Source organism: uncultured Ruegeria sp., from assembly GCF_947489545.1.
Taxonomy (GTDB): Bacteria; Pseudomonadota; Alphaproteobacteria; order Rhodobacterales; family Rhodobacteraceae; genus Ruegeria.
Genome location: NZ_CANLDZ010000033.1, coordinates 1 through 18,609, shown reverse-complemented (window position 1 = coordinate 18,609; position 18,609 = coordinate 1). Strand labels below are relative to the sequence as shown.

Genomic DNA, 18,609 nt, shown 5'->3' with positions numbered 1-18,609 from the left:
AAATTCAGACCCGCAGAGGCACATAAATGTCAAAATACAAACCCGGAGATGATGTTGGGTCACTTGAATACTGGCCATTCGACGCCCCGGAAAGCGACTATGCGATCACCCATGGTGCGCCAAAAACCTATGGCCGCATTGATGCTGGCGGTCCGGGGCATACAACCCGATATGGGATCTGGCGCTGTACCAAAGGAGCGTTTGAATGCACTGAACAAGGGGATGAACTGATGACCGTTTTGTTCGGACGATGCCGCCTCATTCAGCACGACACTGGCAAAACTATTGACCTCGGCCCGGGTGACACCTTGTTCGTTTATGACGGCAAAAGAGTGACTTGGGACGTAAGCGAAGACATCACCAAAGTGTTCTTCGGGCACAAGGCAGATGGCTACTAGGGCAAAAGCTCTGTGCCGGGGTGTTGGAACAGCTGACCAAAGCCAGATAGCTTGTCAGGAATCCCCGCCCGCCGCAGGCAACTCCAGAATTGGGCCTGATTGGAAGTGATAACGGGCTTGCCGATAATTTGCTCGATCTCTTCAGCCACTTCCAGGGCGCGGATGCCACCGCAGGACAGAAAGACCGCGTCGGCATCAGGCTGATCAATCTGAATTGCAAATTCTTTCCAATAAGCAGGAGAGACCTGTCCAAACTCAATCCCCGTTTCCAGATTGAGGCCCTGAATATCAACGATATCAAATCCTTTTTGAACAAGGAACTCTGCCTCGGCAGTATTGATTTCGTCCAGATAGGGTGTGCCAACCACTAGTTTGTGCGCGCCCACAGCCCGCAAGGCATCAACAACACCTGTGACAATACACATCGGCTGCGCCCAGGGCGCGCCTCGAACGATTTCATCAAAAACGGGCTGTTCGCCATTGACGATGGACCCGCTTGTGCAACCATAGCTGATTACCTCGGGCTTCATATCTGGCTGCAGCCGTGATGCGGCGTCGGCCATGTGTTCAATGTGCTGCGCGAGTGTTTCACGGGTGGTGTAGTCATCGGTCTTCAGCCGGGTGATGTGAATGCCAACACCCGGCGGTGTCATGTCGAAAAAGTCCTGCTCACTGGCAAGATCTGTCGACATCAGGATAAATCCAATCTGGGCGCGATCATGGCGACCGTTATCCAGAACTGGCTTCCAGACCTTTGAAGTGACCTCATCACCAGATTTGAACATTGGAACTTCCTCCGAAAGTGGCAACAGAAGATCAGACGGCTTCTTTCACCGCGCTCAGGAATTGTTGTGTGCGCTCGCGTCTCGGGTTTCCGAACAACTTGGTCGGAGGTCCTTGCTCTTCAATCTTGCCGCCGTAAAAAAAACAAACACGATCAGAAATGTCGCGGGCAAAACCCATCTGGTGCGTCACCATCAACATCGTCAGATTATGTTCTGACACCAGTTTGCGAATGACATTTGTCACTTCGCCGATAACTTCAGGGTCGAGCGCCGAAGTCACCTCGTCAAACAGCATCACCTTTGGGCGCATCGCCAAAGCGCGCGCAATCGCGACACGTTGCTGCTGACCGCCAGACAGCCGCGATGGGTGCTGGTCTTTCTTGTCGGCCATGCCCACTAGCTCCAACAGTTCCTCACCACGGTCGCGCGCTTCACCCCTGGACAAGCCAAGGACCTGGACTGGCCCTTCCATGCAGTTCTGGATCGCAGTCATATGCGGGAATAAGTTGAAGTGCTGGAAGCACATACCGATGTCGCTGCGCCGGGTTCGCAAATGCTTCTCGCTTGCCGGCACCAGTTTATCACCCTGCGCCATATGGGTTAGCGGCTTGCCATCAACATAGATGACCCCGCCGTTGATCTTTTCCAGCGTCATCAGCATGCGTAAGACGGTTGTCTTGCCCGACCCAGATGGTCCAATAACCGACACCATTTCACCGGCTGCAACGTCCAGATCAAGGTCATCCAGAACTACCAGTGACCCATAAGCTTTGCGCACCTTCTTGAAGCTCACCATCGGTCTATTCTCTCCCACGATTTCGAGTGGGAAACCTGACAAATCTTCCATTTCTTACATTCCTAGTTTACGGCGCACGAATCCCTCGAATGCGCGGATAAGGCCTGCGGCAGGCAGTGAGAGCGCAAGAAAAATAACACCAACGATGGTGTATGCTTCCAGGTAGCGCCATGTTTCTGAGCCGATTGCGTTTGCCGTATGGATCAGTTCGGCAACGCCGATCACCGACAACATGGGCGTGTCTTTGAAAATACCGACAAGGTAATTGCCCAAGCCCGGAATGGCCGGTGGGATCGCCTGCGGGATGATCAATCGTTTGTAGGTCTGCGCGGTGGTCATGTTCAAAGCGGTCGCCGCTTCCCATTGACCCTTTGGCACACTGTCAATCCCTCCTCGGTAGACCTCGGATAGATAGCAGGAATAGTGCAGACCGATGGCGATCATACCCGACACCCACGGGCTAAGCGTGATGCCAAATTGGGGACCCACGTAAAAGATAAAGAAGATTTGAAGCAGAAGCGGGGTTGAGCGGATAAATTCGACGAACTCGCGTATGAAAAAGGTCAGAACCCTGCTCTGACTCCGCTGCGCAAGGGCAACAGCCAAGCCGAGCACAAGCGCGATAAGATAGCCCGCAGCCGCGGCGATCAAAGTGTTGCCTGTTGCCTCAATCAGGCGCGGCAGGATTTCCCATGCGTAATCCCAGCGCCAGTCAAATTTTGGGAACCAATCATCCGTGAATAGCCAGTCAAACATGGTCTAAGCCCTCCCCAACTTGCGGGCCATGAAGCCCTCAAGCCAACGCATGAATGGGGTCAGCAAAAAACGTGCCAGAATATAGTAGATGACCAATGCGGTGCCAAATATCTGCGCCGATAAATATGTGCTAGCGTTGATTTGTTTGGCTTGGAACATCAGGTCCGCGACAGAGATCAGCGAAACCAAGGCCGTCCCTTTCAGGATTTCAACCATCAGGTTACCCCATGCTGGAAGCATGTTCACCAATGCTTGAGGAAGAATGATGCGCCACATTCGGCGCGCTGCGCTCATGTTGATGGCGGTTGCCGCTTCCCATTGGCCTTTGGGTACAGCCATGATGCCGCCACGCACAAGTTCTGCCCCATAGGCCCCTGCGTTTAATCCGATAGCCACCCAACCGGCAGTGAATTTCTCAAGCGTTACTCCGAACAACGGAAGTACGAAGAAAATCCAGTAGAGCTGCACCAATAGCGAAGTGCCGCGAAAAATCTCGATGTAGACAACAGCGGACCCTTTGATCGCCCTGTTCGATGACATTTTCATCAAGCCGAACACAAGTGCCAGACCCACGGTTAGGATCGCGCCAAGCAGGAATTGGGCGACAGTCACGCCCGTACCTGACATCAAGAGCGGCCAGTATTGGCTCAGAAATTCAAATAAGCTCATTGGGAGTGCCTAGATCTGGTGGTGTCAAGAATTGTGGCAGGCCCGCTGAGGCCTGCCACTTCGTCCGTGTGCGAACAGAAATCAGCGGTTGGCGCATGCCCATTCCGCTGTCGTGTCACCTGGAAGGTGATCCACTGTGTATTCATGCTCAGCGACGACCGCCATCATTTCGTCCGTGCCAAGATAGCCAGCGAGAGCCTCATTGAAGCTGGCAAGGAAGTCCTGATCTTCATGACGGAAACCAATGCCAGCAAAGTTCTGGCTCCAGATGGGCATAAGTGAGACGTCTCCTAACTCGATTTCATCGTGATCTTCGGCTAGGTGCGACGCTTCAAAATAGGTCAGGATTGCCGCATCGGCGCGGCCGGCCTTAAGTGCCGCAACCATTTCTGTCGGGCCGGGCACTTGCATCAGGGTATCACCATCGATTCCGACGCGCTGTGCGGCCTCGACGGTATTGTAGCCTGCACCGGTCACCATCGTGAAGCCACCTTCGAGAATGTCGGTGTAATTGTTGATGTTGTTTGGATTGCCCGCAGGAACAAGAACACCATCGCCGGACTTTGCTACCGGCTCGGAGAACGAAACATTCTCACAACGCGAATTCAGGATGTACATGCCACCTGTAATGAGATCGAAACGCTCGGCCTTCAGGCCTGGAATCAACCCGCCCCAATCGGTTACAACGGCTTCGACGTTTGTGAGACCCATTTTGGCAAGCGTCTGGATGGCGATGTCATTTGTGAAGCCATCCGCATTGCCATCTTCATCCGGGTATCCCCAAAGCGGAATGTTTGCAAAACCAATGCGGATTGTTTCGCCGGCGTCGATGCGATCCTGCAATGGGCCCGCCAAAGCTGTTGTTGCTGTGGCTGCGATTGCTATGCTCGCTGCGATCAGGGTTTTCTTGACTTTCATGGACTATGTTCCTCCTTGCCATTGTTGTGTCGGACGTGCGCCAAAAGCGTAGCGTCCGTTGGGAGTGTGCGTGTGCCTTACAGCAAGGACATTCCTTCAACTGCATTGTCGGTGACCACACACGGTTTTTTTTGGATCTGCCCCCGACTAATACGCTTTATTTTATTGGCAATGAGGGAGGGATTTCGTCAAAATACCCGTTCTAGCGATTAAATGTGTTGCGTAACGAGTAAGTGCCGAACTAAATCGACGCATGGACGAAAAAGACCTCGAAATTCTGAAACTTGTTCAAAGCGATGCCCGCTTGACGGCGGAAGCTCTTGGTATTGAGATCGGGTTGTCACCGCCAGCAGTTCAAAAACGTCTAAAGAAGTTGCGTGAAACCGGCGTGATCGAAAGGGAGATTGCGGTTCTTTCTTCGGTCAAGTTGGGTCGGGGAATGACGGTGATTGTCCAGGTGATGCTCGAACGCGAAAGCCGCAGGCATTTGGATGATTTCAAGCGCCGCATGCGAACTGCTCCGGCGGTCCAGCAGTGCTATTATGCGACAGGAGAAGCCGATTTCATTCTGGTCGTGATCGTGCAGGACATTGCCGAATACGAGGAATTTACCCAAGAGTACTTTTTCGACGAGTCGAACGTCAGCAGATTCACGTCTTCGATCGTCATGGATCGCGTAAAGGTGTCATTGGATATCATTTAGCGCTGCGGTTCGTGCCTAAGTAACGACCGGCAAATCCGTTGCTGCGCGCGACGTAAGTAGACTTGCCCCGTCCCCGCCCACCACGATGTTCTCTTCGTGCACCATCATGAGCCCGTCGCCATAGCTAAGCGATGGCTCGATGGTCAACACCATATTCTCTTTTAGCTCAGTCTCGTCGAAAGCTGCGTGCGAGGGCTGCTCGGTTAGTTGCATTCCCAGCCCATGCCCCAGCCGCCCGATATCGCCGCCAGAACTGTCCATTTCAGCAATGACCGTCGACATTGCAATGAACAGATCAAGGCAGGTATTACCTGGTTTTGCAGCTTCGATCCCAGCTTGCGTGGCGCGCCACAGCACGTCATAGGCCCGCCTGGCGTCGTCACTCGCGTGGCCGATGGCCCAATTGCGATCAAAGTCGCAGAAATATCCGTCCCATGTGCAGCCTGCATCCAGCATCAGCACATCGCCACGCTGCAAGGGTCGACGCGATGGGGGCGAGATCACGTCGGCATAGCCACCTTGATCGGCGGCACCGACAACATAAGGTGCGTCGTCTGCACCATAACCGATCGCGGTCAGGCGGAACTGGCGGAACACCTCTTCCAATGGCATCCCTTCGTGAATAACCTCTGGCACCTTGCCAAATGCGGCAGAGCCAATCGCACAAATGTGCCCCAGCTTTCCGATCTCGGCCGGGGATTTGACCATACGCAGCCCCTGCACCAACCCGGTTACATCGGTAATCTCAAGCCCCGGGAGTCCAGCCATCAGCCGTTCCCAATCTCCTAGCGGCATTTGCAACTTGGTCTCGTGGCCCTTCATTACGCCGATCTTGGCACTCTCTTTTGCCAGCGGCCCAAGAAGGTCAAGCAACAGGCTGATCCCGTCATCTTGCGGGGTCGGGGCGCTCCAGGTGCGGATGTCATCGATCCAACCGCGGCGCATCAGTTCGGCCCCTATTTCAGGGATCACGGCAACAGGTTTGCCGCTGGCGGGGACGAACACAAACCAAGGGCGCGTCGGACTTTGCCAGAACAGCGTATGGAAACCCGTGAAGTAACGGACATCCTGCTCGGTCATCAGCAACATGCCCGCTAGGCCCAACACCTCCATCGCCGCTTGCGCCTTGGCGGTGCGGGCGCTGAATTCGGCGTCGTTAAATCCACGCTCAGGCGCTGTGGCGTTCAATGGCATGTTGTGGTGTCCTTCATTCCTTGTCAGAGCTTTGTGAGCTGACAATCGCGTGGGCCGAAAACTCAGCCATCTCGCCGCGCCATACCTGACGCCCAAAGCAAAATGGCACGCAATCCGCGTCGCGGATTATCTGTTCCAACTCGATCACCGTGTGGCTGGCGGAAATACTCAAAAGCTGTGCCTCGTCTGTTTGCACACCGCGCATACGGATCATGATATCTCCGGTGCTGGCAGATGCGTCATAGTATTTCTCAAGAATCTGTGTGGTCGACTGGCACAGATCATGTTGCAGAAAATCGGGGAAACGGTCTGCAGGCAGGTACTCGGTCTCGATAAAGATCGGATGGTCACCTGTGTGAAAAAGGCGAGTGTAGGCGATGATCGGACTGCCTTTGGGCAGTTCGAATAGCTCAGCCAATCTGCTGTCTGCAACGGTCGCAGCCGTCTCAACGACTTCAATCCTAAGGTCGACATCATTAGTCTGCGCAGTGCTGACAAAACTAACCATGTTGCTGACGTTGTATTTTAGCCGCTGGGGCGAAACGAAGCGTCCGCGCCTATCCGCACTGTAAACCAGCCCCTCGGTTTCCAACGCTTCGAGTGCCCGGCGGGCTGTCATCCGGCTGACTTCGTATTGCTCTGACAGGCTACGTTCAGACGGGAGGATTTCGTGTTCTTTCAATCTACCGGTTGCAATTTGCCGCCTGATTTCGCCAGCAATTTGCAAAAAGCGGGGACGGGACGACGGATCGTCTTGGCTGTCTCTGCTTCTATGCTTGTCTAACAAAACTGCGGTTCCTCGAATCACCGGTCACCGAAATGGTCTATGGTATATACCAGTTTGATCAAGTGTTTTGTTTGTGTTGACAGGTCCGGAACCTTTCTAGTTAACTTGCATCAAATTTAACTGGTATATACCAGATTGCGCAGGAGAGCTTCAAGTGGGATTATTGACGCAAGAGCAGAAAAGAACCTTCTGGCGCGACGGTGTGATCGTCTTGGAAAATGCGGTCAGAGCAGATGAGCTGGCTGATCTGCGCTCCGAGTTTGCAACTTGGGTCGATGAAAGCCGCGCATATGACGACGACTACGGAGAGACCCTTGATGGTCGTCCCCGTTTCGATTTGCAGCCCGGCCATAACGCCGACACGCCCGGTCTGCGCCGCGTGCAATCCCCCGAAGAGGTGTCAGGCGTTTTCGCAGGGATTATGCGCAACGCAGCCACCGTCGATTTCTGCGCCGAACTAATCGGCCCCGGTATCCGGTTCCACCACGGCAAGGTGAACTCAAAACTGCCGGGCACCGCGACACAGGTCAAATGGCATCAGGATTTCCCGTTCGAGCCGATGACGAATGACGACATGATCACTGCCTTGTTGTTTATCGACGACGTGACGCTTGAAAACGGGCCGCTCGAAGTTCTGCCTGGCACCCACAAGGGTCCAATCCATTCGCATTGGCATGACGGCGTGTTCACAGGCGCTGTAGACGACGCAATTGTCGACGCACAGCGCGATAAAATTGTGAAATGCACGGGCAAGGCGGGTTCGGTTTGCTTGATGCACGCGAACCTGCTGCACGGTTCCGCGCCGAACCTGTCGGACACATCCCGCACGCTTTACATTACCACCTATTATGCCGAAGACGCGATCGAGCTGAGCCCCAACCATCTGCCCAGCAGGTTCACACACGAATTGGTGCGCGGTGAGGCAAGCGGACGTGTGCGGTGTACGTCATACGACATGGCCCTGCCCGCCGTGCCTAAAGGCACGTCCTTCTTTGCCCAACAGGAAGGGGCGGATGCGGGATGACTGACACGATCGAGACGCTCGAATTCAGCACCGATGACGGCGTCGGCACACGGGCACGCATGGGGCTGATTGTCCTGCAAACGGACCAAACCATCGAGCACGAATTCGCGCAGATCTTGGGGGCGGACAAGAACGTCGCTCTATACGCCGCGCGCATTCCAAACGCGATGGAAGTGTCCCCGGATGCGCTTCGTCAAATGGCGATCGATCTTCCGCGAACTGCAGCACTATTACCGGCGCAATTCGGATTTGACGTGTTGGGCTATGCCTGCACTTCGGGCGCAACCATGATCGGAGAAGACAGGGTGGACAGCCTTATCCGCGAGGTTCATCCCCAAGCAAAGACGACCAATCCAATCAGTGCCAGCAAAGCGGCATTGGCGGCGCTTGGACTGAAACGCATCGCCCTGGTTACGCCCTATCCTGTTGATGTCACACTGGAAATGCAGGCCAACCTGCAAGCTGCCGGGTACGAGACCACTGCGGTGGCGACCTTCGGTCAGTCAGATGATTTCACTGTCGCCCGCATCAGCGACGACAGTATCTTGCAGGCGGTCAAACAGATCGGGGCGCGGGACGATTGCGAAGGTGTCTTTGTCTCATGCACCAGCTTGCGCGCTTTGCAGGTAATTCCACAAGCAGAGGTGGTCCTCGGCAAGCCCGTCATTTCAAGTAATCAGGCGCTCGCCTGGCACATGATGCGCCTTTCAGGCCTTAAGACAGGCCTAACGAACGCCGGTCGTCTGTTCGCGACACAATTAACCTAAGCAGGAACTACCATGGACAAACCTCTCCCCAGCCACGCACAAGTGGTGATAATCGGCGGTGGAATTCACGGCTGTTCCGTGGCCTACCACTTGGCAAAGGCAGGCTGGAAGGACGTCATCCTGCTAGAACGCAAGGCCCTGACCAGCGGCACCACTTGGCACGCGGCAGGGCTTGTCGGACAATTGCAGGGCAGCCATGCAACCACGGCCTTTGCGAGCTATGGCGTGGAACTGATGCAAGAAATCGAAGCGGAAACAGGCCAGAACGCCGGTTTTCGGCAATCCGGATCCATCTCAATTGCGGTCAACGAAGAGCGGCTCGCAGAACTGAAACGCAAAGCCGATTTCGCCTCCCTGTTCGGGATTGAAGCGCCTTACATGGGCACCGACGAGATCCTAGAACGCTGGCCGTTGATGAATGCCGACGGTGTCTTGGGTGGTATTCACATGCCATCTGACGGCTCGGCCAACCCGATTGACCTGACCCAAGCGCTTGCCAAGGGCGCGCGGATGCATGGCGCGACGATCCGCGAACGCATCAAGGTCGAGGAGGTACTAACAGAGGGTGGCAAAGTCACTGGCGTGCGCACACACGCAGGCTCGATCTCGGCAGATGTCGTCGTCAATTGCGGTGGTATGTGGGCGCGCGAGCTGGCTCAGCAAAACAGCGTCAGTGTACCGCTTCATGCTTGTGAACACTACTACCTTGTCACCGAACCGATCCCCGATCTGCCCAGCGACCTGCCCGTGCTGCGATCCTATTGTGATGGCACCTACTGGAAGGAAGACGCAGGCAAGCTGCTATTCGGTTTTGCACATTTCCACGCCAAGGCTTGGGCAAAGGACGGCATCCCCGAAAGCTTTGAATTCGACAGTCTGCCCTTTGTCGAGGACGATGTGATGGAAGTGCTGGAACTCAGCATGAACCGCGTGCCCATTTTACAGGAAACGGGCATTCGGACGTTCTTCAACGGTCCCGAAAGCTATTCCCACGACGGTCGCTTCACCTTGGGTGAGGCACCTGACCTCAAGGGGTATTACGTTTTGGCTGGCGTGAATTCGACTGGTATACAATCTGGCCCCGGTGCGGGTAAGGCGCTGGCCGACTGGATCATGGCTGGCCATCCTCCTCTGGATCTGGCCGAGATGGACCCGGCCCGCATCGAAGACTGGCAGGCCCGCGACCCTTACCTGCGAGAACGCTGCCCGGAAACGCTGGTTCTGACCTACGCGATGCATTGGCCGGGTCGCCAACGCGAAAGCGCACGTGGCCTGCGCCGCACGCCGTTTTATCACTCTATGAAAGCCAAAGGTGCCGTCTATGCCGAGGCACAGGGGTGGGAACGCCCGGGCTGGTTTGCGCCCGAGGGCGTCACGCCGGAATACGACTACTCTTTCCACCGCCCCAGTTGGTTCGACCACGCTCAAGCCGAACAAAAGGCCGCCCGGACAGGCGTGGCGATGATCGATTATTCCATGCTGGGCAAACTGATGGTCGAGGGCACGGACACATTGTCCTTCCTGCAACGCATCTGCACCAATGATATCGACGTGCCTGTTGGCCGCGTGGCTTATACGCTGATGCTGAACGAACGCGGCGGCATTGAAAGCGATGTTACCGTAGCACGCCACGGAAAGGACAGCTTCATGGTCATGTCCTCGATTTCGCACACCCGCCGCGATCGCGATCATCTGCAACGCCACATATCCGACGGCGAAGACGTACGCCTGCAAGACGCAACTTCGGCCTATGCTGTATTGTCAGTCGCTGGCCCCAAGGTGCGCGACCTGTTGGCCGCGGTCAGCGATGTTGATTTGTCGAATGAAGCTTTCCCGTTCAACAGCCTACAGCATTTTTACATCGGCCACGCACCCGTCTTCGCACAGCGTCTGTCCTACACTGGTGAGTTGGGTTGGGAGATTTTCATTACACCCGACTTTGCCGAACATGTGTTTGAAGTCCTCTGCGCGGCGGGTGCGCCGCTGGATCTGCGACTGGTGGGCGGCGAAGCCTTGAATGCTCTGCGGATCGAGAAAGGCTTTTTACACTGGGGCCATGATATGTCTTACACTGAAGCACCTCATCAAGTTGGCCTGGGGTTTGTCTGTAAGCCCGAAAAGGCTACCCCGTTTATCGGGCGTGACGCTTTTGTTATTCGCAAGGCTGACGGCAAAGGCCCATTCCTGTGTCACATCAAATTGCAAGATGCCGGCCCCCTGCTGCACCACAACGAACCTGTGCTGAAAGACGGAAAAGTCGCAGGTTACATGGCGAGTGGTGCCTATGCCTATGCGCAAGGTGCGGCCATCGGGACCTGTTTTATCAACACAGAAGACAGGGCTACGGTCACGCACGGAGCGTTTGCTGTCATGGTAGAGGGGCAGGCCGTTCCGGCGACCGTCAGTTTGCATCCTTTTTCCAAGCCCCAGCTGTCGAGCTGATGACACAGAGTTTCATAAAGGTCTGTCTGAGATGATTGATCGCATGGCTGTAAACCCCCTCAGAAGGAACGGATCAACTTCTGATCCTGCTGCGCGACATCTCCTCACACCATACATGGGTACCCAGACATAGACTTCCGCGCCAGGTTTCATAACTGAGCCTCCCCAACTGAACTGGTCCTCCGTTTCCTAAACATAACGATGGACCAGTTCAGTTGGGGAGGCTCAATACAACGACTTCTGCAGCTAGTATTTGATCAGAAATGGTTGCTTCAGGCAGTTCGGTACAAACCGCGCAAGCATGCAAAGCGTGCGGTATCGCAAATCCGAGAATGCAATGACAATTCTAAAAAAGCTTCGCATAGACGGCTCACGGCCCCGATACTCAGTTCGCAGGCGTTACAGGTGCCTTGAAAGTACCAAACAAACACTGCTTTGCGAAACCGCGTTGATACTTGAAGGCCTCTGTTCGGCCCTGAGGCTTTGAACAACAGCCTGAAAATGAGATGAACACTCGATGTACAAGCTGCCAATTCGTTATACCTTATGGCTTGAAGAATGAAGAAGGTAGTGCGACGTACTCGTCGCCTGTCGACCAGTCGCAAGCTTGAATGAACGTCGACCGTGTCCGCGACCTGTGACTTGGCGGATCCAGCTTCGCTGTACCAAACATCGATGGCCAGTTTGAAGATGTTTCGATAGACGCTATTGCCGAGGATGCTGAGGACTATGAAGGCTGATAGGAGCTCCGGACCAGACCTTGATCACACCTCGGTCTTTCGCTCATGCAGCAGGTCACGAACCACGCAAACCGGACATTCTCTGAGCGGCGCGCAGATGGCGGTGACTCGGACCACGTGAGCTTTCGCTGGGCTTGCCCCAATGGCGGCTTCGGACTGGAGGTCGCAAACGGTCATTTGGGTGCATCTCAATCGGACAACCCAGACTTGGTAGTAGAGCGGTCTAAGCCTTCAACTAAGGTCGCCGCGATTGCTGGTGCTTCTATCCCTCCGCAGCTCACATTGAGAAGGCTCAATTAGTCGCATCAAAAAAGTAACGCATTGGCGGAATGCTGGCGGGCAAGGGGCGCAATAAGCGCCCCTTTCAATACTCAAACCAAAAAGTTGTTTTCCTGAGCCTGATCGAATGTTGCCGTCAAAAAGGAATGATGGTCGAGAACTGTTCCGTCTGCGAACAAAAACTCATCCAGTCGGTAGTCTTCCTGATTTGAGGTGCCATAAGAGCTTAAGACCGTCATTGATCCTGTCAGGCCTTCGACACCAATCACCAAGTCATCAACGCCGTCGCCGTTCACATCTTTTTGGAAGCAGAAAACATCAGCTTGATCGATCCCGTCTCCGAACACCAGCCGATCATTCTCGTAGACGTGTGAATAGTTCTCCTGGATGGTGTCGTTGCCTTCACCGCCCCGGAATACATAGTCGTCACTCTCGCCTGACCCGTCGAAATGATCGTCGCCAGCCGTACCCATTGTCGCAACCCGGAACTCGTTCCGCGTCATCACGGTGCCGTCCGAGAACACGAACTCGTTGATATGCTGCTTCTCGGAATCGTTGCGATCGTTGCCGACATCGAGAATGGAGATGGTGCCGTCGCCGTTCTTCAGGCCAATGGTCAGGTCGTAAACGCCGGCATTGCCGCCCGTGTGGGTATTGATCGCATAGAGGTCATCAACCGTGATCCCGTCTCCGAACACCAGCCGATCATTCTCGTAGACGTGTGAATAGTTCTCCTGGATGGTGTCGTGACCATCTCCCCTTTCCCAATAATATGTGTCACCATCTTGACCACCGATAAGAGTATCGTCGCCCGAACCACCATCAAAGACGTTGTCACCATCACCACCACTTAAAGTGTCGTTACCGGCACCACCAACCAAGTAATCATCGTCGGCGCCGGCAGTTACAGTGTCATCGCCGTTTCCTGTATCGACGTAGGTCTTGCCTGATACTGAAATGGTGTCCGAACTATCTGTTCCCGTAATATGTAATACGCTAGTAGTTTCCGCGATCACGGTAAAAAACTCAGAATTCGAGTCGAGACCAGTTTCCATCCAGCTGAAAAGCAATTTGTCGTAAAAGTCTTCAAGGCTTTCGCTAATGTCTTGCTGGATCAAGTTCAACGTGGCCAAAGCATCCGTAGCAGTCAGGTTACCATTTGCGACCGTCTGATCCAACCCAGAAAGGACTTCGGAAAGATTCCCACCCAACGAAGGGTTATTGGGAGAATAATCAAGGATTAAAGGCGTTAGCGCCGCAAAGGGATGAGAAAGAAGGTCGGAAAAAAACTGATCATCTAAATCATAGTTCCAGTCTGTCCTTTCATAGCTCGAAAGAAACGTGTTGGATAAAGCAGACTGTGCTATGAAACGCCCAGCCAAGCGTTGGACATAGTCGCCATAAAGCTCCTCCAATGCGATCCCTGCACTAGGGACTGGATTAATCGATCCGTACTGCTCGAAAGCAGTCCCGTAAATCTTATCAAGGAACGCGAGTTTCCGCCCGTCTACATATGGACCTCTGCTGCCCAGATCTACGTTTTCAACACCAGCCCAACTTAACAAATAGTTGTCAAAGTTCGCTAAAAAACCTGACAGATCTCCAGAAGCAAGGTGTTCCATAAGACCCATAGCTTCAGTCCGTAGGTCTTCATCAACAGATAATGATACCCAAGTGGATGAGATTTGCCCGTAGCCCCAAAGTACGGGAAGCGTTAGAGCATCGAGGCGGAACTCAAAGTTCTCTGGCAGCAGCGCGACGGAAGATCTGGCCTCATTTGCAAAGTGAATATCTTCGATACTTCTGATTGTACCGTCATCGAAAACCACACTACTTCTATGAGAAACCAGGTGGTCAAGATTGGTTTCATTTACTTCCTCAGCATTCAGACCGATCGAAGAAATACTGGTCTCTGACAGGCTTACAAGTTCTCCGTCATCCGATTGCCCGTCTTGATCAAAATCACGCCAGACACGTAGATCAGAGAAGGCGCCGTCAGCTGCGTCAATCTTGCCATCACCGTTCTCATCCAGAACGGAGAGTTGCGCAAACCCATTGTCGTATCCGGTCATATTGCCAAACAATTCTGAGTTGTCGTCAATTTTCCCGTTGCCGTTGACGTCTAGTGCCAACAACCCATCATCTGACTGAACCCAGCCTGTTCTTTCAGCAAACCCGTCCACGTTAAGGTCAAAGTAAGTTGAAGAGCCTTCCAATGCAGTTAACTCAATTCCATCGCCATCAAGATCGATAACCAGTGGGCTTTTCTCCTCATCTTGGTGAGCATTTGAACCAGCATTGTCACGATTTCCATCCGGACACAAAATACCTCCGGGATCAAACCCCAGCATTGTACCCGCAATAACTCCCAAACCTGAGCCAGCCGCAGCTCCCGCACCTTCGTAGCCATTCTTTGCGATCCGAGCACCGACCATCCCGCCCCCAATAGTCGTGCCCAATAGAATAGTTTCACCAGAGGCGATACTCTGTACACCACCAATTGCTGAGCATGTGGCAGATTCGCCTATGTTCGGCAGTTCTTGTTTCCAACCTTGTTCGACTTTGTCCAAGGTCCCATCCGCCCATGTAATCCCACCAGTCGTATCTGCCACGAATGTATCTCCTTCATCTTTTGCATCATTTTTATGGAGGAAAAATATGTAAGCTCTTTAATCCATCTCTGCGCATTCAGAATTGGCTCATATTCTTCACATATTCAAAGTGAGTTTTAAATTGATTTATAAAGTTTTTCTTATCTATTTCTGTTTCCGCCGATTCAATCACTGCATCATCGCCAGAAGAAATCCTCGAAATCACTTCTACCCTAAAAGGATCACCAAACTGAGATTCAAGCGAGTACAATTCACTGACTGCCATATCCAGATTCCCAGAATGCGCATACGCCTTCACTCGATATAAGAACTTGGCGCTATTATCGCGTACTTTTGTCATTCCGAGATAACGAAGCAGTTTGTACTGAAATGGTTCGCTCTGAATCTCGCGGCTGTACACCTTATCAGCATACTCTTCAACAAGCCGCTGGCCTTCCTCAATATTTCCGGCTCTCAAATACACTACTGCTGGATAGAAATGAGTAACCGACAGCTTGGGATCCAAGCTCGCAGATTTTGAGAATGCAAAAAGTGCTTCCTCAGCGCTATTTGTATGGTCGGAATAGATCCTGCCCAATGCATAGTAGAAGACAGGATTGCTTGGCCACTTTTCATTAAGACCTTTGAGAAATTTGATAGCTTCATCAACTCTTCCAAGCTCAATCAATACCGAAGCTACGTTGCTTGCAGTTTTCTCATTGAAAGGATCCCTCTCAAGGGCCCTTTGATACTCTTTTAAAGAAAGCTCCTTTTCTCCAACCAAAAAATAGACTTCCGCACGATGCCTCATTGTCTGAGTTTTGCCGTTGTCCAGTTCCAATGCTTTGGACAGATCCGAAATTGCGGCGTCATCTTGCCCAGCATCAACATTCAAATATCCCCTTAGAATCAGCGCCTGAGAATATCCAGGATCAGCCTCCAAAACCGAATTCACATCAAAAAGCGACAGATCGGTATTCCCCAAATTTCTGTACGCATGAGCTCTCCATAAACGAAAATCGAGCTTCTTGTCGCCATCAATCGTGTCGTCTGATAGCAGTCTTGAACACGCACCTACGACCTGGTCATATGGTGGACTAAACGTCTCGCATTTATCTCGCAAAGCCAATGAATCTTTCTCATGATCGGCCATATCACGCATAAACACGAGGAACACAGCAACGGCTATGAACGCGATTGCGATAGCACGAATAAGTACTGTCATGTAATCAACTCTGACACGAAAACGTCTGCCTTGGGTACTCGTGTTTTGAGCCAATGGCAAGGATGGTCATGACCTTGCCTTTGTTGCACCAACCGCTGATCTCAACCTTTTGTACTGGTCAGCGAGAACAAGCTGCAAAGATTGCCTTCAACTCGTGCATGGCCGGTCTCGAGGGCAACCTCGCCGCAGTCCCAGACATTCATCGATGGCGCAGCATTAGGTCGTTAGGGCTCGCATTGGCTTTTCTCTGCGAGAAGATGCAACCGGAAGTATACTGGTCATTGCTACAACGGTTCAGCGCTGCGGACGCATTAGGCAGGTCCCCAGCCAGAAGCGGACATTGCGGCCGAACCAGATGCTAAGCCAGAGAAGAACCCGGAGAGCAACCGAAGGTGGTTGCGGGAAGGGGCAAAGGGTTTAGATTACAGCGTCGATTCCAATAAAGATTGAGGGTTGAAGATTTGGTGCTTTCCGACCGCGAAGTAGTTGGACAACATCTGAGTGAGGACACTGTCCGCGAATTGAAGGAAATGTTCGAGAGGGTATCAGCCCAACGTCTCGACAACATGCGTTTTGGTGAGCCCCCTACAGGCTTCAATGTATCTGACAAAATAAGAGCATATGGGCAGGCCAATCTATGGCGATGCGTTCAATTGTGCAAAGATGCAGAAGTACTCAGACAAAGTGGTTGTGGTCTTTCCGCAATTATCCTTTGCCGATCTGTCTTTGAAACCGTTGCGGCATACTCTCATTTTGCGAGACAATTGCCGGATAAGATGAAGCCTATAACGAGCAAAAGTGATCTGCAGAGAATTGACGATTTTGTACTTTCTAAGTCGTTCGCAACAAGGGAAGGTTCAGCAATAGAATTGGTAGCCACTGACGGTGTTGACGTGGAGTCTGTGAGCGTAATTACACAACTCAAAAAGCTCGAGAAACGCCATCCTGGCCTTTGGAAAAAGTACGAAATTCTGTCTGAATACGCGCACCCAAACGGCTTTGGAACACTAAGCTGGTACGGAAGAGCCGACAGTAGAGAAAGAACAGTTAAGTTTTCTGACGATTGGGATGATTGTGTGATAGACGCTCTTGGCTGGAGCGTTGTGGCGATTGCGCTATTGGAAACATTTGAGGCCGACATAGCCGGGGTGGAGGAACAACTTCCTGAGCTGTCTTCTTTGGCCCACGTAATTTTGTCTCAACAATAAGGAGCGACCTTGCCCAGACGCTTCGAGCCCTTACCGATCATTACCGAGCAATCTGGTTGCTGCGGGTGCATTAGGCGGCAAACGGCACTTTGCCGACCTTGGCCGCCTAAGTGCCTGTCTGTTGTCTAAGTTAAATGGTCGGACGTCGGCTCCGAGCCCAACGTGTCGATGCGCAGTCTGCGAAATCAAGCTTTTAGACTAATGGCGCTACTGCTAACCTCACGAAATGAAAAATCATTTAGTACGTTCTCTATTGGCCTTTCTGATTTCTACTAAAACTGCTTGGGCTTGTTATCCCGATCCAACATTTGCCTATGATGAAGTTGCCACGGCGGATATTTCGATAGTGACCGCTTCGGTAACGACTGTTGAAGTGACAACCACAGAAACAATCTCTTGCTGGCACGTCGATTATTCGGATGCTCAATATCTTTATGGGCATGGTACGAAAGAGTTTTCTGTGACGACCTGTACGGATGAAGTTTACCAAATCGACGCTCTTTCAGAGGAAGCTGAGGGCCTTGAGCATCTTGGGTTAATTCCGAACGCAGAAGTCCTACTGGGTGTGGTTCATCCTAGCGAAAAGGCTTCGGAACTAAGATATGCCATACCGTCCTGTTGGGGACCACTCCACGTCAACTTGGGTAAGATGTCAGGTGACGAACGTACTGAATTTTTGCGAGACTTCAAAACCCAAATCGAGAAAATCAGATGACCTCTTCGTCCTGCGTTGCTGACCTTGATACCGTCTGATCCGGCTCAATGTCCTACTGAAACCGTCAGATGACCGGTCTGAGCCCTTTCTGTTTGAACACTGCCGACTTGCAGTCCACCAGTTTCGTGGACGACTGTAGCAACACCAGTGTTAACCTGATTGAGGCCCTCCATTGCGGAAGGTGAAGCAAATAGGGGTCAACTTGAAGCCTTTTCTCAAAACCTTGACGTGTCAGCGCAATAAAACTGAGCCACAGATTGTCAGATTGGTTCCACACGCAGCGTAGCAAACACGCTCAAGTGAAAGGGACCAAGACATGAAAAAAGCACTGATTACCTCCGTCACCGCATTCGCCATTATCCTGAGTGCCGGAACGTCCACGGCTGGTCCGTTGCGTGACCATAGCCAACGAGGGTTTGCGCAGAAAGTTCACTCATCAGTTTCGCAAACAGTCAATCACGCTGATGGGATGGCCGATATCCGCCGTCATCACGAAGATGATCCGCAACCCCTTCTGAATACAATTAACATCGACGATTGGACTTGTGGTTACGGTGATACACAAAGGCCTCCAATCATACCCAGGATATGCCCCAGAGTTCCGCCAGGATG

Annotated in this window: 16 protein-coding genes and 1 pseudogene; 8 read left to right on the top strand and 9 right to left on the bottom strand. The window is 52.7% G+C overall.

Annotation, left to right across the window (positions count from 1 at the left end):
* Window positions 1-26: 26 nt before the first annotated feature.
* Window positions 27-398: a cupin domain-containing protein gene (locus tag Q1B13_RS25060; RefSeq protein WP_299085416.1), complete on the top strand. Its 372-nt coding sequence runs from the start codon at window positions 27-29 to the stop codon at window positions 396-398.
* On the opposite strand, the gene Q1B13_RS25055 is transcribed toward Q1B13_RS25060, so the two are convergent.
* From Q1B13_RS25055 to Q1B13_RS25035, 5 genes are all read right to left on the bottom strand, one after another.
* The gene (locus tag Q1B13_RS25055; protein WP_299085418.1) at window positions 395-1,183 is read right to left on the bottom strand and encodes an arylmalonate decarboxylase; all 789 of its coding nucleotides are present in this window, start codon (window positions 1,181-1,183) and stop codon (window positions 395-397) included. The two genes, Q1B13_RS25060 and Q1B13_RS25055, sit on opposite strands and share 4 nt — an antisense overlap.
* A gap of 31 nt (window positions 1,184-1,214) precedes the next feature.
* Window positions 1,215-2,030 carry an ectoine/hydroxyectoine ABC transporter ATP-binding protein EhuA gene (gene ehuA / locus Q1B13_RS25050; protein ID WP_299085420.1) on the bottom strand — a complete coding sequence of 272 codons (816 nt, stop codon included), beginning with the start codon at window positions 2,028-2,030 and terminating at the stop codon, window positions 1,215-1,217.
* Window positions 2,031-2,033: 3 nt separating this feature from the next.
* A complete protein-coding gene (ehuD, locus tag Q1B13_RS25045) occupies window positions 2,034-2,735 on the bottom strand; it encodes an ectoine/hydroxyectoine ABC transporter permease subunit EhuD (RefSeq protein ID WP_299085422.1) in 702 nt (233 codons plus the stop codon).
* A 3-nt stretch (window positions 2,736-2,738) separates the two neighbouring features.
* Window positions 2,739-3,404, bottom strand: a complete 666-nt coding sequence (ehuC, locus tag Q1B13_RS25040; RefSeq protein WP_120632256.1) for an ectoine/hydroxyectoine ABC transporter permease subunit EhuC — start codon at window positions 3,402-3,404, stop codon at window positions 2,739-2,741.
* 81 nt (window positions 3,405-3,485) lie between these two features.
* Window positions 3,486-4,322: a transporter substrate-binding domain-containing protein gene (locus Q1B13_RS25035; RefSeq protein WP_299085425.1), complete on the bottom strand. Its 837-nt coding sequence runs from the start codon at window positions 4,320-4,322 to the stop codon at window positions 3,486-3,488.
* Window positions 4,323-4,575: 253 nt separating this feature from the next.
* Here Q1B13_RS25035 and Q1B13_RS25030 point away from each other — a divergent pair, with 253 nt between their 5' ends.
* The gene (locus Q1B13_RS25030; protein ID WP_299085427.1) at window positions 4,576-5,025 is read left to right on the top strand and encodes an Lrp/AsnC family transcriptional regulator; all 450 of its coding nucleotides are present in this window, start codon (window positions 4,576-4,578) and stop codon (window positions 5,023-5,025) included.
* A gap of 15 nt (window positions 5,026-5,040) precedes the next feature.
* Here Q1B13_RS25030 and Q1B13_RS25025 read toward each other — a convergent pair whose 3' ends face one another.
* Both Q1B13_RS25025 and Q1B13_RS25020 read right to left on the bottom strand, forming a co-directional pair.
* Window positions 5,041-6,219, bottom strand: coding sequence for a Xaa-Pro peptidase family protein (locus Q1B13_RS25025; RefSeq protein ID WP_299085430.1), 1,179 nt, complete (start codon window positions 6,217-6,219; stop codon window positions 5,041-5,043).
* 13 nt (window positions 6,220-6,232) lie between these two features.
* Window positions 6,233-6,946, bottom strand: a complete 714-nt coding sequence (locus Q1B13_RS25020) for a GntR family transcriptional regulator (RefSeq protein ID WP_299800726.1) — start codon at window positions 6,944-6,946, stop codon at window positions 6,233-6,235.
* Between the two features lie 214 nt (window positions 6,947-7,160).
* On the opposite strand from Q1B13_RS25020, the gene Q1B13_RS25015 reads away from it, so the two are divergent.
* Genes Q1B13_RS25015 through Q1B13_RS25005 form a run of 3 tightly spaced genes read left to right on the top strand, consistent with a single transcriptional unit; the run spans window position 7,161 to window position 11,239 of the window.
* Window positions 7,161-8,030 (top strand): phytanoyl-CoA dioxygenase family protein, encoded by an 870-nt coding sequence (locus tag Q1B13_RS25015; protein ID WP_299085435.1) that lies wholly within the window; start codon window positions 7,161-7,163, stop codon window positions 8,028-8,030.
* The gene (locus Q1B13_RS25010) at window positions 8,027-8,797 is read left to right on the top strand and encodes an Asp/Glu racemase (protein ID WP_299085437.1); all 771 of its coding nucleotides are present in this window, start codon (window positions 8,027-8,029) and stop codon (window positions 8,795-8,797) included. The genes Q1B13_RS25015 and Q1B13_RS25010 overlap by 4 nt, the downstream gene beginning before the upstream one ends.
* A 12-nt stretch (window positions 8,798-8,809) precedes the next feature.
* Window positions 8,810-11,239, top strand: coding sequence for an FAD-dependent oxidoreductase (locus tag Q1B13_RS25005; protein WP_299085439.1), 2,430 nt, complete (start codon window positions 8,810-8,812; stop codon window positions 11,237-11,239).
* A gap of 1,111 nt (window positions 11,240-12,350) precedes the next feature.
* Here the strand turns inward: Q1B13_RS25005 and Q1B13_RS25000 are convergent.
* Entirely contained in the window at window positions 12,351-14,870 is a 2,520-nt protein-coding gene (locus tag Q1B13_RS25000; protein ID WP_299085441.1) for a calcium-binding protein, read from the bottom strand.
* A gap of 76 nt (window positions 14,871-14,946) precedes the next feature.
* Window positions 14,947-16,074: a hypothetical protein gene (locus Q1B13_RS24995; RefSeq protein WP_299085443.1), complete on the bottom strand. Its 1,128-nt coding sequence runs from the start codon at window positions 16,072-16,074 to the stop codon at window positions 14,947-14,949.
* A 521-nt stretch (window positions 16,075-16,595) separates the two neighbouring features.
* On the opposite strand from Q1B13_RS24995, the gene Q1B13_RS24990 reads away from it, so the two are divergent.
* The 3 genes and pseudogenes from Q1B13_RS24990 to Q1B13_RS24980 form a co-directional block, all read left to right on the top strand.
* Window positions 16,596-17,282 (top strand): hypothetical protein, encoded by a 687-nt coding sequence (locus tag Q1B13_RS24990; protein WP_299800694.1) that lies wholly within the window; start codon window positions 16,596-16,598, stop codon window positions 17,280-17,282.
* Between the two features lie 226 nt (window positions 17,283-17,508).
* Window positions 17,509-17,997, top strand: a complete 489-nt coding sequence (locus Q1B13_RS24985; RefSeq protein ID WP_299085447.1) for a hypothetical protein — start codon at window positions 17,509-17,511, stop codon at window positions 17,995-17,997.
* Between the two features lie 316 nt (window positions 17,998-18,313).
* Window positions 18,314-18,609: pseudogene (locus Q1B13_RS24980) on the top strand (hypothetical protein); the annotation flags it as partial.

Coding starts and splice junctions, on each gene's coding strand:
- Q1B13_RS25060 (WP_299085416.1), top strand. CDS start 27: ATGTCAAAATACAAACCCGGAGATGATGTTGGGTCACTTGAATACTGG.
- Q1B13_RS25025 (WP_299085430.1), bottom strand. CDS start 6,219: ATGCCATTGAACGCCACAGCGCCTGAGCGTGGATTTAACGACGCCGAA.
- ehuA (WP_299085420.1), bottom strand. CDS start 2,030: ATGGAAGATTTGTCAGGTTTCCCACTCGAAATCGTGGGAGAGAATAGA.
- Q1B13_RS25030 (WP_299085427.1), top strand. CDS start 4,576: ATGGACGAAAAAGACCTCGAAATTCTGAAACTTGTTCAAAGCGATGCC.
- Q1B13_RS25035 (WP_299085425.1), bottom strand. CDS start 4,322: ATGAAAGTCAAGAAAACCCTGATCGCAGCGAGCATAGCAATCGCAGCC.
- Q1B13_RS24995 (WP_299085443.1), bottom strand. CDS start 16,074: ATGACAGTACTTATTCGTGCTATCGCAATCGCGTTCATAGCCGTTGCT.
- Q1B13_RS25005 (WP_299085439.1), top strand. CDS start 8,810: ATGGACAAACCTCTCCCCAGCCACGCACAAGTGGTGATAATCGGCGGT.
- ehuC (WP_120632256.1), bottom strand. CDS start 3,404: ATGAGCTTATTTGAATTTCTGAGCCAATACTGGCCGCTCTTGATGTCA.
- ehuD (WP_299085422.1), bottom strand. CDS start 2,735: ATGTTTGACTGGCTATTCACGGATGATTGGTTCCCAAAATTTGACTGG.
- Q1B13_RS24985 (WP_299085447.1), top strand. CDS start 17,509: ATGAAAAATCATTTAGTACGTTCTCTATTGGCCTTTCTGATTTCTACT.
- Q1B13_RS25055 (WP_299085418.1), bottom strand. CDS start 1,183: ATGTTCAAATCTGGTGATGAGGTCACTTCAAAGGTCTGGAAGCCAGTT.
- Q1B13_RS25010 (WP_299085437.1), top strand. CDS start 8,027: ATGACTGACACGATCGAGACGCTCGAATTCAGCACCGATGACGGCGTC.